11 protein-coding genes are annotated in these 14,150 nt (G+C 59.7%); 9 read left to right on the forward strand and 2 right to left on the reverse strand.

Annotated features, from left to right (window positions below):
- The first annotated feature begins 1,200 nt into the window (after nucleotides 1-1,200).
- Together K5K95_RS23570 and K5K95_RS23575 are read left to right on the forward strand one after the other, a co-directional pair.
- The gene (locus K5K95_RS23570) at nucleotides 1,201-2,253 is read left to right on the forward strand and encodes a WD40/YVTN/BNR-like repeat-containing protein (protein ID WP_222586355.1); all 1,053 of its coding nucleotides are present in this window, start codon (nucleotides 1,201-1,203) and stop codon (nucleotides 2,251-2,253) included.
- 16 nt (nucleotides 2,254-2,269) lie between these two features.
- Nucleotides 2,270-4,654: an efflux RND transporter permease subunit gene (locus K5K95_RS23575; protein ID WP_222586356.1), complete on the forward strand. Its 2,385-nt coding sequence runs from the start codon at nucleotides 2,270-2,272 to the stop codon at nucleotides 4,652-4,654.
- Between the two features lie 167 nt (nucleotides 4,655-4,821).
- Here the strand turns inward: K5K95_RS23575 and K5K95_RS23580 are convergent, their stop codons facing one another.
- The gene (locus K5K95_RS23580; RefSeq protein ID WP_090183259.1) at nucleotides 4,822-5,550 is read right to left on the reverse strand and encodes a FadR/GntR family transcriptional regulator; all 729 of its coding nucleotides are present in this window, start codon (nucleotides 5,548-5,550) and stop codon (nucleotides 4,822-4,824) included.
- 184 nt (nucleotides 5,551-5,734) lie between these two features.
- Nucleotides 5,735-7,471, reverse strand: coding sequence for an IlvD/Edd family dehydratase (locus K5K95_RS23585; protein WP_090183261.1), 1,737 nt, complete (start codon nucleotides 7,469-7,471; stop codon nucleotides 5,735-5,737).
- Nucleotides 7,472-7,663: 192 nt separating this feature from the next.
- Between K5K95_RS23585 and K5K95_RS23590 the strand changes: the two genes are divergently transcribed.
- The 7 genes from K5K95_RS23590 (at nucleotide 7,664) to K5K95_RS33245 (ending at nucleotide 14,061) form a co-directional block, all read left to right on the forward strand.
- A complete protein-coding gene (locus K5K95_RS23590; protein WP_222586357.1) occupies nucleotides 7,664-8,998 on the forward strand; it encodes an MFS transporter in 1,335 nt (444 codons plus the stop codon).
- Nucleotides 8,999-9,143: 145 nt separating this feature from the next.
- Nucleotides 9,144-10,136: an AraD1 family protein gene (gene araD1, locus K5K95_RS23595; protein WP_222586358.1), complete on the forward strand. Its 993-nt coding sequence runs from the start codon at nucleotides 9,144-9,146 to the stop codon at nucleotides 10,134-10,136.
- A 10-nt stretch (nucleotides 10,137-10,146) separates the two neighbouring features.
- Complete coding sequence (locus K5K95_RS23600) at nucleotides 10,147-11,727, forward strand: aldehyde dehydrogenase (NADP(+)) (protein WP_222586359.1); 1,581 nt, start codon at nucleotides 10,147-10,149, stop codon at nucleotides 11,725-11,727.
- 203 nt (nucleotides 11,728-11,930) lie between these two features.
- Nucleotides 11,931-12,227 (forward strand): DUF5629 family protein, encoded by a 297-nt coding sequence (locus K5K95_RS23605; RefSeq protein WP_222586360.1) that lies wholly within the window; start codon nucleotides 11,931-11,933, stop codon nucleotides 12,225-12,227.
- Nucleotides 12,220-13,389, forward strand: a complete 1,170-nt coding sequence (locus K5K95_RS23610; protein WP_222590402.1) for a lactonase family protein — start codon at nucleotides 12,220-12,222, stop codon at nucleotides 13,387-13,389. The genes K5K95_RS23605 and K5K95_RS23610 overlap by 8 nt, the downstream gene beginning before the upstream one ends.
- 156 nt (nucleotides 13,390-13,545) lie before the next feature.
- Nucleotides 13,546-13,725 (forward strand): hypothetical protein, encoded by a 180-nt coding sequence (locus K5K95_RS23615; protein WP_222586361.1) that lies wholly within the window; start codon nucleotides 13,546-13,548, stop codon nucleotides 13,723-13,725.
- A gap of 210 nt (nucleotides 13,726-13,935) precedes the next feature.
- Nucleotides 13,936-14,061: a hypothetical protein gene (locus K5K95_RS33245; protein WP_259155151.1), complete on the forward strand. Its 126-nt coding sequence runs from the start codon at nucleotides 13,936-13,938 to the stop codon at nucleotides 14,059-14,061.
- The last annotated feature ends 89 nt before the right edge of the window (nucleotides 14,062-14,150 follow it).

Genomic DNA, 14,150 nt, shown 5'->3' on the forward strand with positions numbered 1-14,150 from the left:
CTCGGGGTTCCTTCGCTCCGGGATCCATCCGGGGGGCATCGCCTACGGTTTGCTTCGCTGCACCTCCTCTCGATGTGTTCGACTTCGTCGAACGGTCGCTACGCTCCCACCCCGGATAAATCCCTCCCCTCAGCCTTCCGATGTCGCCCGTGGATCAAGATCAAGAGCTGCAGCCGAGCTAACGCTCATCCTGTTGAGTGGTGAGGAGCGGGCGGTATGCCCCGATTTACTGTGGGAGCTGGCTTGTCGGGTCGCCGCATCGCAGCGATGGCGGCCTGGCAGCCGACCAAACTACCGCAGATGCACACCGTACCTTGTGGGAGCTGGCCTGCCAGCGATGGCGGCCTGACAGCCGACCAATCTTTCCCAGATGTACCGATTTCCCTGTGGGAGCTGGCTTGCCTGCGATGGCGGCCTGGCAGCCGACCAATTATTCCCAGATGAACTCCATTCCCTTGTGGGAGTGAGCCTGCTCCGGGCGGCGTTCCGACGATGGCGGCCTTGCAGCTGACCAATTATTTCCAACTGTGGAAGCTGCCTTGTCAGGCGGGTGCATGGCTGCAAAAGGCGACCAGCGATGTGGCTGTTGCTGTTGCTGTGGCTGTGGCTTTTGATCTTGATCTTGATCTTGATCTGCTTTTGATCTTTCGCCCCTTCGGCAGGCCGAGCGTAGGTGTTCATCAGGGGGTTAGGCGCGTAGCGCCGTGCGGCGCAGCCGCACACATCGAGAGGAGGTCGTCGCGAAGCAGACCGGAGGCGATGCCCCCTGATGGGCACCGTAGCGAGGGTACGCGGAGCCTCAGCGAGGCGCCGTACGCCGGGGCGAAGCCTTTTGCTTACTTTTCGCTGGGCCGGCATTCCGGCGTCTGGAAAAGTGAGTCGCTGTAAAAGCGAAACCATAAGCAGCCGTTACCACAGCAACGGATATGTACCCAAACCTCAACCCCCCAAAAGGCGCCATCCCAATCACCCCACCTGATACCCAATCATTCAGGAAATCCGCATTACCCCCAGGTTAACAAAACATAACGTGGCGTCGATTGTCAGACCTTTCCAAACCCCGATAGGATAAGCCAGCTTCCGAAGGGGCTCTAGATTGCGCATTTCAGGACTATGCTCCAGAACAGACAATCGCAATGAGCACCCCTTACGGCGCCCTGAAAGGTTAAACGACCTAACAATAATAATGGGGGAAGGTCTATGAGTGAGCCTGTCATGGGTGTGGGTATCTGCCGCCCGCCGGCAATACGCAAATTCGCGTTGCTGGCTACAGCGCTCTCGCTGTTGGGCTGTGCCATGTTGTCGGGACCCGCGCTGGCCACTGCTGCGCCGACGTCCGACGTGGTCTATTCCGTTGAATCCGCCAAAGCCAGCAAAAGCCTGATGCTCGACGTCACCCATGCCGGCAAACGCCTGGTGGCCGTCGGAGATCGCGGGCACATCCTGTATTCCGATGACCAGGGCGCAACCTGGACCCAGGCCAAGGTGCCGACCCGGCAACTGCTGACCTCGGTGTATTTCGTCGATGACAAACACGGCTGGGCTGTCGGCCATGACGCACAGATCCTCGCCAGCGAGGACGGCGGCGTCACCTGGACCAAGCAATTCGAAGATTTGAAACGCGAATCACCGCTGCTCGACGTCTGGTTCAAGGACGTCAACAGCGGCTTTGCCGTGGGCGCTTACGGTAATTTGATGACCACCACGGATGGCGGCAAAAACTGGGAAGACGCCAGCGATCGCCTGGACAACGAAGACCAGTACCACCTCAACGCCATCGCAGCGGTCAAGGACGCGGGGCTGTTCATCGTCGGCGAGCAGGGCAGCATGTTCCGCTCCGCCGATTGGGGCCAGACCTGGGAGAAGCTTGAAGGCCCTTACCAGGGTTCGCTGTTTGGCGTAATTGGCACCGCCCAGCCCAACACACTGTTGGCCTACGGACTGCGCGGCAACCTGTTTCGCTCCACCGATTTCGGCACCACCTGGGAGCCGGTCGAGCTCAAGGCGGCTCGCGGTGCGCTGGAGTTTGGTCTGTCGGGCGCCACGTTGCTCGACGACGGTTCCATCGTCATCGTCGGCAACGGCGGTTCGGTGATTCGCAGCAACGACAACGGCGGAACCTTCAGCGTGTTCAACCGGCCGGATCGCATTTCCGTGTCGGCAGTGACGGCGGCAGGCAACGGTAATCTGATTCTGGCAGGACAGGGCGGCGTTCGCGCTACTTCGCCAACCGGCTCAGAGCTGGGCAAATAATAAGAAGGGCGGAGCTATGACATCAATGACAACCCACCAACAGGACAAGGCGACGTTTCTTGAGCGCCTGATCTTCAACAACCGCCCGGCAGTGATCGTCATCTGCCTGCTGGTCAGCATTTTCCTGTTCTGGCAGGCAACGCTGATCCGGCCGTCCACCAGTTTCGAAAAAATGATCCCGCTCGAGCATCCCTTCATCCAAAAGATGATGGAGCACCGCAACGACCTGGCGAACCTGGGCAACACGGTGCGGATTTCCGTGGAGGCCACTGACGGCGACATCTTCTCCAAGGAATACATGGAGACCCTGCGCCAGATCAACGACGAAGTGTTCTACATTTCCGGCGTCGACCGTTCCGGCCTCAAGTCGCTGTGGAGCCCGAGCGTACGCTGGACGGAAGTGACGGAGGAGGGTTTTGCCGGCGGTGAAGTGATCCCGCAGAGCTATAACGGCTCCCAGCAAAGCCTCGACCTGCTGCGCAACAACGTGCTCAAGTCCGGTCAGGTCGGGCGTCTGGTGGCCAACGACTTCAAGTCGAGCATCGTCGATATTCCGTTGCTGGAGTCCTACCCGGACCCGCAGGACCAGGGCAAGTTGCTGGCGCTGGACTACCGCAAGTTCTCCCACGAACTCGAAGACAAGATCCGCAACAAGTTCGAAGCCCAGAACCCTAACGTGAAGATCCACATCGTCGGTTTCGCCAAGAAAGTCGGCGACCTGATCGATGGCCTGGTCATGGTGGTGATGTTCTTCGGCGTCGCCTTCATCATCACCTTGGTCCTGCTGTACTGGTTCACCAACTGCATGCGCAGCACCGTGGCGGTATTGAGTACGACACTGGTGGCGGTGGTCTGGCAGTTGGGGCTGATGCACTTTTTCGGTTTCGGGCTCGATCCTTACTCGATGCTGGTGCCGTTCCTGATCTTCGCCATCGGTATTTCCCACGGCGTGCAGAAGATCAACGGCATCGCCTTGCAGTCCAGTGACGCGGACAACGCGTTGACCGCGGCACGCCGCACGTTCCGCCAGCTGTTCCTGCCGGGGATGATCGCGATCCTCGCCGATGCCGTGGGCTTTATCACGCTGTTGATCATCGACATCGGGGTGATCCGTGAACTGGCGATCGGGGCCTCCATTGGTGTGGCGGTGATCGTGTTCACCAACCTCATTCTGCTGCCGGTGGCGATTTCCTACGTCGGTATCAGTAAGCGCGCCATCGCGCGCAGCAAGAAAGACGCTCACCGTGAACACCCGTTCTGGCGCCTGCTGGCGAACTTTGCCAGCCCGAAAGTGGCGCCGGTGTCAATTGTCCTGGCCTTGCTGGCCTTTGGCGGTGGCCTCTGGTACAGCCAGAACCTGAAAATCGGCGACCTCGATCAAGGCGCGCCGGAGCTGCGTCCGGATTCGCGCTACAACAAGGACAACAACTTCATCATCAGCAATTACTCCACCAGTTCTGACGTGTTGGTGGTGATGGTCAAGACCAAGGCCGAAGGTTGCTCGCGTTATGAAGCCATGGCGCCAATCGACGAACTGATGTGGAAGATGCAGAACACCGAGGGCGTGCAGTCGGCGATCTCGCTGGTGACCGTGTCCAAGCAAATGATCAAGGGCATGAACGAGGGCAACCTGAAATGGGAAACCCTGTCGCGCAACCCGGACGTGCTGAACAACTCCATCGCTCGCGCTGACGGCCTGTACAACAACAGTTGCTCCCTGGCACCGGTGCTGGTGTTCCTCAACGATCACAAGGCTGCCACCCTGGATCGCGCGGTGCATGCCGTGCAGGACTTCGCCAAGGAGAACAACAAGGAAGGCCTGGAATTCATCCTCGCGGCCGGTAACGCCGGTATCGAGGCGGCCACCAACGAGGTGATCAAGGAGTCCGAGCTGACCATCCTGATCCTCGTCTACATCTGCGTCGCGACCATGTGCATGATCACCTTCCGTTCCTGGGCGGCGACCTTGTGCATCGTGTTGCCACTGGTCCTGACCTCGGTCCTGGGCAACGCCCTGATGGCGTTCATGGGCATCGGCGTGAAAGTCGCGACGTTGCCGGTGGTGGCGCTGGGTGTGGGGATTGGCGTGGACTACGGGATTTACATCTACAGCCGTCTGGAAAGCTTCCTGCGTGCGGGCCTGCCGTTGCAAGAGGCGTACTACCAGACGCTGAAGTCCACCGGTAAAGCTGTGCTGTTCACCGGCCTGTGCCTGGCGATCGGCGTGTGCACCTGGATCTTCTCGGCCATCAAGTTCCAGGCCGACATGGGCCTGATGCTGACCTTCATGCTGCTGTGGAACATGTTTGGTGCACTGTGGCTGTTGCCGGCACTGGCGCGGTTCCTGATCAAACCGGAGAAACTGGCGGGGCAGAAGGGCAACTCGCTGTTCGCGCATTGATCCCTGGCTGAAACAGAAAAGCCGCAACCTGAGGTTGCGGCTTTTTTATGTCTCAAATTTCACACCAAACCCTTGTAGGAGTGAGCCTGCTCGCGATGACGGAGTGTCATTCAACATAGATGTTGAATGTTAGGCCGCTATCGCGAGCAGGCTCACTCCCACAGGGTTCAGTGTTGGTTCGCAGGATCGCTGCCCAGCACCACATTCAGCGCACTGCGCGCGTCATCGAGCTGCACCAGCGTTGCATGCCGTGCGCCCAGCGCATCACGGTTCTCGATCGCGGTCAGAATCGCCTTGTGTCGTGGCAACGCCAGCTCATGCAGGTTCGGCCGCTGGTTGGAATGCTTCAACGCTTCGGCTATCGCCACCGCCAACATGTTGCACAGGTTGGCCAACAGGTCGTTGTGGGTCGCATCGGCGATGCGGCTGTGGAAATCCAGGTCTGGTTGCAACAGCGCTTCAGGGGTCGGCGCCGCTTCCATGCGTTGGTAGGCTTCACCGATGGAGGCGATGTCGGCGTCGGTCGCGAATTGCGCAGCGAGGGCGGCCGCGGCCGGTTCGATGATGCTGCGCACACTGGTCAGCAAATCGAAAAATTCATTCTGCGGGCTGCTTTGCATCAACCAGTGCAGCACGTCCGGGTCGAGCATGTGCCATTCCTTGCGCTGCTTGACCACGGTGCCGACCCGCGGACGGGAATACACCAGCCCCTTGGCGACCAACACACGGGTGGCTTCGCGCAGTACCGGGCGGCTGACCGCGTACTCTTCACACAGCAGGGCTTCGGCGGGCAGTTTGTCGTCCGGTTTGAAGCGCCCGGAAACGATCTGCATGCCCAATTCCTGGACGATGCGCGAGTGCATGCTTTTGCGGTCGGAGGGTTTGCGGTAATCCATGGGGAACGGCGCGATCCTGTGCGATGGAGATGTCGCGCATGATAGCAGGCGCGGTGCAATCTTGAGGCGGGGATAGATCAAATGTGGGAGCGGGCTTGCTCGCGAAGAGGGCCGCACATTCAACATCAATGTTGGATGATCGACCGCTCTTCGCGAGCAAGCCCGCTCCCACAGGGCACGGAGGTTAGTGAGAGTGGCGCGGTACTTCGGAGCCGCGGCAGCCGACCAGGAAGTCGAAATCGCAACCCTGATCCGCCTGCAGCACATGGTCGATGTACAGCTGACGATAACCGCCCACGATCAATTGCTGTGGCGGTTGCAGGTCGGCCATGCGCGCGGCCAGTTCCGCGTCCGAAATGTCCAGGTGCAGGCGTCCGTTGGCGCAATCGAGCTCGATCCAGTCACCTTCCTTCACTGTCGCCAAAGGTCCGCCGGCTGCCGCTTCCGGTGCCACATGCAACACCACCGTGCCATACGCGGTGCCGCTCATGCGCGCATCGGAAATGCGCACCATGTCCGTTATGCCTTGGGCCAGCAATTTCGCCGGCAAACCCATGTTGCCCACTTCGGCCATGCCTGGATAACCTTTCGGCCCGCAGTTCTTCATCACCAGGATCGAATTGGCATCCACGTCCAGTTCCGGATCGTTGATGCGCGCCTTGTACATGTCGAAGTTCTCGAACACCACCGCACGGCCGCGATGTTGCATCAGCTCGGCACTGGCGGCGGACGGTTTGAGCACCGCACCGAGTGGCGCCAGGTTGCCGCGCAAGACACAGATCCCGCCGTCGGCGCGAATCGGGTTGTCGAGCGTGCGGATCACTTCGTCCTCGCCGTAGATCGGCGCGTCCTTGGTGTTCTCGCCCAGCGTCTTGCCGTTGACGGTCAAGGCGTTCGGGTTCGGGATCAGGTTGGCTTCGCCGAGGCGGCGCAGCACGGCTGGCAGGCCACCGGCGTAGTAGAACTCTTCCATCAGGAAGCGCCCGGACGGTTGCAGGTCGACGATGGTCGGCATGCCGCGACCGATACGGGTCCAGTCGTCCAGGTCCAGCTCGACGCCAATGCGTCCGGCAATCGCCTTCAGGTGGATCACGGCGTTGGTCGAACCACCGATGGCGGCGTTGACGCGGATGGCGTTTTCGAAGGCTTCCTTGGTGAGGATTTTCGAGAGTCGCAAGTCCTCGCGCACCATTTCCACGGCGCGCATGCCGGACATGTGCGCCAACACATAACGGCGCGCATCCACGGCTGGAATCGCCGCGTTATGGGGCAGGGAAGTGCCCAGTGCTTCGGCCATGCAAGCCATGGTCGACGCGGTGCCCATGGTGTTGCAGGTGCCTGCCGAACGGGACATGCCGCCCTCGGCTGCAAGGAAGTCGTCAATGGTGATGGTGCCGGCTTTCACTTGCTCGCTGAGCTGCCAGACCACGGTGCCGGAGCCAATGTCCTTGCCTTTGTGCTTGCCGTTGAGCATCGGTCCACCGGTCACGACGATGGCCGGCACGTCACAACTGGCCGCGCCCATCAGCAGCGCCGGGGTGGTTTTGTCGCAACCGGTGAGCAGCACCACGCCGTCAATCGGGTTGCCGCGAATGGCTTCTTCAACGTCCATGCTCGCCAGGTTGCGCGTCAGCATGGCGGTGGGACGCAGGTTCGATTCGCCGTTGGAGAACACCGGGAATTCCACAGGAAAACCACCGGCCTCGATCACCCCGCGTTTGACGTGCTCCGCGATCTGACGGAAATGCGCGTTGCATGGGGTCAGTTCCGACCATGTGTTGCAGATGCCGATGATCGGCTTGCCGTGGAACTGGTGGTCAGCGATGCCCTGATTCTTCATCCAGCTGCGGTACATGAAGCCGTTCTTGTCGGCAGTGCCAAACCATTGGGCGGAGCGCAGGGTGGGTTTCTTATCAGACATGGTCGATTCTCTTATTGTATGACTATATTGTTCGAGCTAAGGCGTAACATAAGCTCAAATTCGGCAATTTGGAAGTGTTGTTGGGTAATTAGTATTACTATATAGTCGTTTTCAGCGGAGGGATGGCCCTGGCAGTTTTGGCGAGAGGCGTCCCCCGAGGTTCTATAACAACAACAATCGGAGACCGATCTCATGAGCCAGGAACTGCGGCTTATTCGTCGCATCACGTTGAAACTGATTCCCTTCCTGATCCTGCTGTACCTGATCGCCTACGTGGATCGCTCTGCGGTCGGCTTCGCCAAGCTGCACATGGGCGCGGACATCGGCATCGGTGATGCGGCCTACGGCCTCGGTGCCGGGCTGTTCTTCATTGGCTATTTCCTGCTGGAAATCCCCAGCAACCTGATGCTCGAACGTTTCGGTGCCCGCCGTTGGTTTGCACGGATCATGGTCACCTGGGGCGCGATCACCATCGGCATGGCCTTCGTCCAGGGACCGCACAGCTTCTATGTGATGCGCTTTCTGCTCGGTGCCGCCGAAGCCGGGTTCTTCCCGGGCGTTCTGTACTACATCACCCAATGGTTCCCGATTCGCCATCGCGGCAAGATCCTCGGGCTGTTCATCCTGTCCCAACCCATCGCGATGATGATCACCGGCCCCGTGTCCGGCGGCCTGCTTGGCATGGACGGCACCCTTGGCCTGCACGGCTGGCAGTGGTTGTTCATCGTCATCGGCACACCGGCGATCCTGCTGACCTGGCCGGTGCTGCGTTACCTGCCGGATGGCCCGCAACAGGTGAAATGGATGGACCAGACCGAGAAGGACTGGCTGACCGGCGAACTGAAAAAAGACCTTGAGACTTACGGCCAGACTCGCCACGGCAATCCGCTGCACGCCCTGAAAGACAAACGCGTGTTGTTGCTGGCGCTGTTTTATCTACCGGTGACGTTGAGCATCTATGGCTTGGGCCTGTGGCTGCCGACGCTGATCAAACAGTTCGGCGGGACTGATCTGGTGACCGGTTTCGTGTCTTCGGTGCCGTACATCTTCGGGATCATTGGCTTGCTGATCATTCCGCGCAGTTCCGACCGTCTGAATGACCGCTACGGCCACTTGGCGGTGCTTTACGTGTTGGGCGCCATCGGCTTGTTCCTCAGCGCCTGGCTGACGTTGCCGGTGCTGCAACTGGCGGCGTTATGCCTGGTGGCGTTCGCGCTGTTTTCCTGCACGGCGGTGTTCTGGACCTTGCCGGGACGCTTCTTTGCCGGCGCCAGTGCGGCGGCCGGGATCGCCTTGATCAACTCGGTGGGCAACCTCGGCGGCTATATCGGTCCGTTCGTGATTGGTGCGCTGAAGGAATACACCGGCAACCTGGCGTCGGGGCTTTATTTCCTGTCGGGGGTGATGGTGTTCGGGCTGGTGTTGACCGGCGTGGTTTATCGCCTGCTGGAGCGCAAGCATGTGCTGCCTTCGGACCAATTCGCAGCGAGTGCACGAGGTGCGAGCCGTACCCAGCCTGAGGCCTGACCCCAATCAACTGTGGGAGCGGGCTTGCTCGCGAAAGCGGTGTGTCAGGCAACATCAAAGTTGAATGTCCAATCGCATTCGCGAGCAAGCCCGCTCCCACATTAGCCTTATGGTGTTTCCTAGTTTTGTTTACAGGAGAAAATTCATGCGTTTAGTTCAGTTCGAATTGAGTAACGGCGAGCGCCGCGTAGGCGTCGTCGAGGAAGGGCAGGTGCGCGAAGTGCAGGATGCGCGCACGGTGCGCGACCTGGCGTTGGCGGCGATCGAAGCGGGCGTGAATCTTGAACAACAGGTGAAAACCCTGGGCCTGGGCATCAGCCATGACTATGCACAACTGCTGGCCAACCTGCAGATCCTGCCGCCACTGGATCACCCGGACCCGGCGCACATGCTGGTCAGCGGCACCGGTCTGACCCATTTGGGCAGTGCCTCGGCGCGGGACAAAATGCATCAGCAGGCCGGCGACGAAGCCGCGCTGACCGATACCATGCGCATCTTCAAATGGGGCGTGGAGGGCGGCAAACCGGCGGCCGGTCAGGCCGGCGTACAACCGGAATGGTTCTACAAGGGCGATGGCAGCATCGTCGTGCGTCCGGGGAAACCTTTCCCGCTGCCGCCCTTTGCCGAAGATGCCGGTGAAGAGCCGGAAATCAGCGGTCTGTATGTCATCGGCCACGACGGCAAACCGTATCGCCTCGGTTTTGCGGTGGGCAACGAGTTTTCCGACCATGTGATGGAGCGCAAGAACTACCTGTACCTGGCGCACTCCAAATTGCGCAGTTGCAGCTACGGCCCGGAACTTCGCGTCGGCGATCTGCCGCAACATCTGGCCGGCACCAGCCGCATCCTGCGCGACGGTGAAGTGCTCTGGCAGAACGAGTTTCTCAGCGGCGAGGCCAACATGTGCCACAGCCTGGAAAACCTCGAGTATCACCATTTCAAGTACAGCCAGTTCCTGCGTCCGGGGGACGTACACATCCATTTCTTCGGCACCGCGACCCTGTCCTTTGCCGACGGCATTCGCACCCAACCGGGTGACGTGTTCGAGATCAGTCAGGCCGAGTTCGGCGCGCCATTGATCAACGGGATTGCACCGGTTGAAGCGGCGTTCGAGCCCGGCACCATCGGCACCCTTTAAGGAGACAGGCATGCCCCAGATTCTTGGTCACAACTTCATTGGCGGCCAGCGCAGCGCCGCCGGCTCGCTCAAACTGCAGAGCGTTGATGCCAGCACCGGCGAAGCGTTGCCACACGATTTCTTCCAGGCCACACCCGAAGAAGTCGATGCCGCCGCCAAGGCTGCCGCCGCCGCGTATCCGGCCTATCGCAGCCTGAGCGCCGAACGTCGTGCACAATTTCTCGATGCCGTGGCCGATGAGCTCGACGCCTTGGGTGATGAGTTTGTCGCGCTGGTCTGCCGTGAAACCGCGCTGCCCGCCGGGCGCATTCAAGGCGAGCGTGGTCGCACCAGCGGCCAGATGCGTTTGTTCGCCAAAGTGCTGCGCCGTGGTGATTTCTACGGTGCGCGGATCGACCAGGCATTGCCCGATCGCCAACCGCTGCCGCGTCCGGACCTGCGCCAATATCGCATTGCCCTGGGGCCGGTCGCCGTGTTCGGCGCCAGTAACTTCCCCTTGGCATTTTCCACGGCCGGTGGCGACACCGCCTCGGCATTGGCCGCCGGTTGCCCGGTGGTGTTCAAGGCCCACAGCGGTCATATGGCCACCGCTGAACGAGTCGCCGACGCGATCATCCGCGCCGCGGAAAAAACCGGCATGCCGGCTGGCGTGTTCAACATGATCTACGGCGGCGGTGTTGGTGAAGCGTTGGTCAAGCACCCGGCGATTCAAGCAGTCGGCTTTACCGGTTCGCTCAAGGGTGGTCGCGCATTGTGCGACATGGCCGCTGCGCGCCCACAACCGATTCCGGTGTTCGCCGAAATGTCGAGCATCAACCCGGTGATCGTCTTGCCGCAGGCCCTGGCAACTCGGGCTGAAACCGTCGCCCGCGACCTCACGGCCTCCGTGGTTCAGGGGTGTGGCCAGTTCTGTACCAACCCGGGATTGGTGATTGGTATTGCCTCGCCGCAGTTCAGTGCGTTCGTGCAACAGGTCGCCGGGCTGATCAATGATCAACCTGCGCAAACCATGCTCAACGCCGGGACGTTAAGCAGCTACGGCAAAGGCCTGCAAAAACTCCTCGCTCATCCGGGCATCACGCATCTGGCCGGTAGCACGCAACAAGGCAATCAGGCCCAGCCGCAACTGTTCAAGGCGGATGTGAGCCTGTTGATCAATGGTGATGAGGTTTTGCAGGAAGAAGTCTTCGGCCCGACTACGGTGTTCGTCGAAGTCGCCGATCAAGCGCAACTCAGTGCTGCGTTGAACGGTCTGCATGGGCAGCTGACGGCGACGATCATTGGCGAACCTTCTGACTTCGAGCAGTTTGGCGAGCTGACGGCATTGCTCGAGCAAAAGGTCGGACGGATCTTGCTCAATGGTTATCCGACCGGGGTGGAAGTCTGCGATTCGATGGTCCACGGCGGGCCGTATCCGGCCACTTCCGATGCGCGCGGCACGTCGGTAGGCACGCTGGCGATCGACCGTTTCTTGCGTCCAGTGTGCTTCCAGAACTATCCGGACAGTCTGCTGCCGGAGGCGTTGAAGAACGCTAACCCTCTGCGAATCCAGCGCCTGGTGGACGGCAAGCCATCCCGCGACGCCCTCTAACAGCCTCGCATACAAGCCCCTGTGGGAGCGGGCTTGCTCGCGAAAGCGGAGTGTCAGTCGACACATGTATTGCCTGATACACCGCTTTCGCGAGCAAGCCCGCTCCCACATTTGTTCCGGTCGTGGCCAGGTTTTGTGCCAGGCACGGGGCCGCCCTCACATTGAGCTATCATTGCGTCTTTCCCATTCAAAGATTGACTGCCATGACTGCCGCAACCGACACCTTGCTCGCCACCCTCGAACATTGCGATATGGTGGAAATCGATGGGCTTCACGCCTTCGAATTTTCCCTCGATGAAGACGACAATTTGCACATCGAATGCCTCGACGGCCGCGTGTCAAAACACTGGGAGTTCACCCCGGCCGAGGTCGAGGCCGCGACCTTCGATCCCACCCTGCAAAGCTGGCTGATCACCGGTACTTCCGGCGAGCACCGGTTGGTGTGCATGACCGCATTTCGCGGTGATGACGACGAGGAAGAAGCGAATGAGGATGCGTAATCTCTGGCCGCTGTTGATGGCCGGCAGCATTGGCGCAATGGGCGCTCAGGCGGCATTGGCCGAAGACTATCAATTGCTGGTCGGCTCCTATACGGCGGGGCAGAGTCAGGGCATCTATCGCCTGAAATTCGACAGCGCCACCGGGCAGATTGACCCCAAGCCACTGCAAGTAGTCAAGAGCGACAATCCGTCCTGGCTGACCGTGTCCAAGGACCAGCGTCATCTGTTCGCGGTCAACGAAAACGGCCCGGGACAGAAAGACCCGGTCGGGCGCGTCAGCAGTTATGCGATCGATCCCAAGACCCACGCGTTAAGCCTGATCAATCAGGTTCAAAGCCTGGGTAACGAGCCGACTCATTCAAGCCTCAGCGTGGATGCCAGTCATTTGTTCGTCAGCAACTATTCGGTGGTTGAGGACCCGGGTGGCACGCTGGCGGTGTTGCCGGTGGGCGCCGATGGGACGCTCAAACCCGTGGTGCAGATGAGCAGTCATCCCTCGAGTCGGGTCAACCCCGAGCGGCAGATGTCGGCGCACGTGCATTCGACCGTCTCATCGCCCGACGGCCATTACGTGTTTTCCAATGACCTGGGCGCAGACAAGATCTTTGTCTATCGTTTCGACCCCAAGGCCAACCCGCAGCTGCCGTTGACGGCTGCCACGCCGGCGTCCGTGCAGTTGCCGGCCGGCAGTGGGCCGCGTCATTTGCTGTTCAGCGCGGATGGCAAACATGCCTGGCTGACCATGGAAATGAGTGCTCAAGTGGCTGTGTTCGATTACCGGGACGGCAAGCTTGAACAAACGCAGATGGTCGACCTCGCATCCGGCCAGCCTACATCGGACAAGGCCGCGGCGGCACTTCACGCCTCATCCGATGGCAAGTTCCTGTACGTCAGCAACCGTGGCACCGCCAATCAGTTGCTGGTGTTCGCCATCGATCCTGCGACCGGCCATCTCAAAGAGCTGCAGCGTCGTTCGGTCGAAGGTGACCACCCACGGGAGTTCAGTCTTGATCCCAGCGGCAAGTTCTTGCTGATTGCCAACCAGAAGAGCAACCAGATTGTCGTCATCGAACGTGATGCCAAGACCGGTCTGCTGGGTAAAACCGTACAAAAGCTGCCGATGGATGCGCCAAGCGACCTAAAATTCCTGGTGCGTCAATAGGCCGCAGGCCCCGATTGATGGGGCCTGCGTCGTTGTATCAACGACGCTGATATTTGGTAATGCTACAAAGCATTTCAAGGCGTCGTTCCTCGGAGGTTAAGTTTGCTTCACGGCCCCACCGGGCATGCAAGCCAACTGACTCCGAGGAATACCGACATGAACTTCAATCTCTTCTCCATCATCGCTGCTTCCGCTATCTCTGCCACCGTTGCTCTGCCAGCCAGCGCCAACGTTGAAATCAACGACAAAAAAGCCCACACCCAGAGCTACACCCCAAAATACCTGCAACAAAGCGCCAACTTCTACGCGGCACTGGATCACAAGACCCAAGCCTGAAATTCCAGCCCTGCACCTTTTATGCAGGAGCGAAGTCACTTGCGCCGATCGAACTGAATGCTTCGAAAGACGATGAGTGATGTCGCTCCTGCATAACGCGTTTACGACAGCATCACATAGCCATCAATGCATAGCTTGATATCACATGGCCATGCGTTTAGATTTGACGTTGTTTTTTTGACTCAAACTCTAATAACAAGGATCGGCAGCATGGCGATGCGTCTGGCAGTGGTTCTTCTGTTTCTCTATTCCACCCCCATTCTTTCGGCTGCCCAGCCCGTTCAAGACGAGCCGGATGCGGCGCGTGAGCGCTTGATGAGTTTTATTGAAGACTGAAATAGACTGGCTTAATGATCAACGAAGCTGATGGTGACTATGGATAACGCTGAGTGGTTATCACAGCTTTTTTGATCGATTCTGTGGGC

This window comes from Pseudomonas sp. DR48 (assembly GCF_019823085.1).
Taxonomy (GTDB): Bacteria; Pseudomonadota; Gammaproteobacteria; order Pseudomonadales; family Pseudomonadaceae; genus Aquipseudomonas.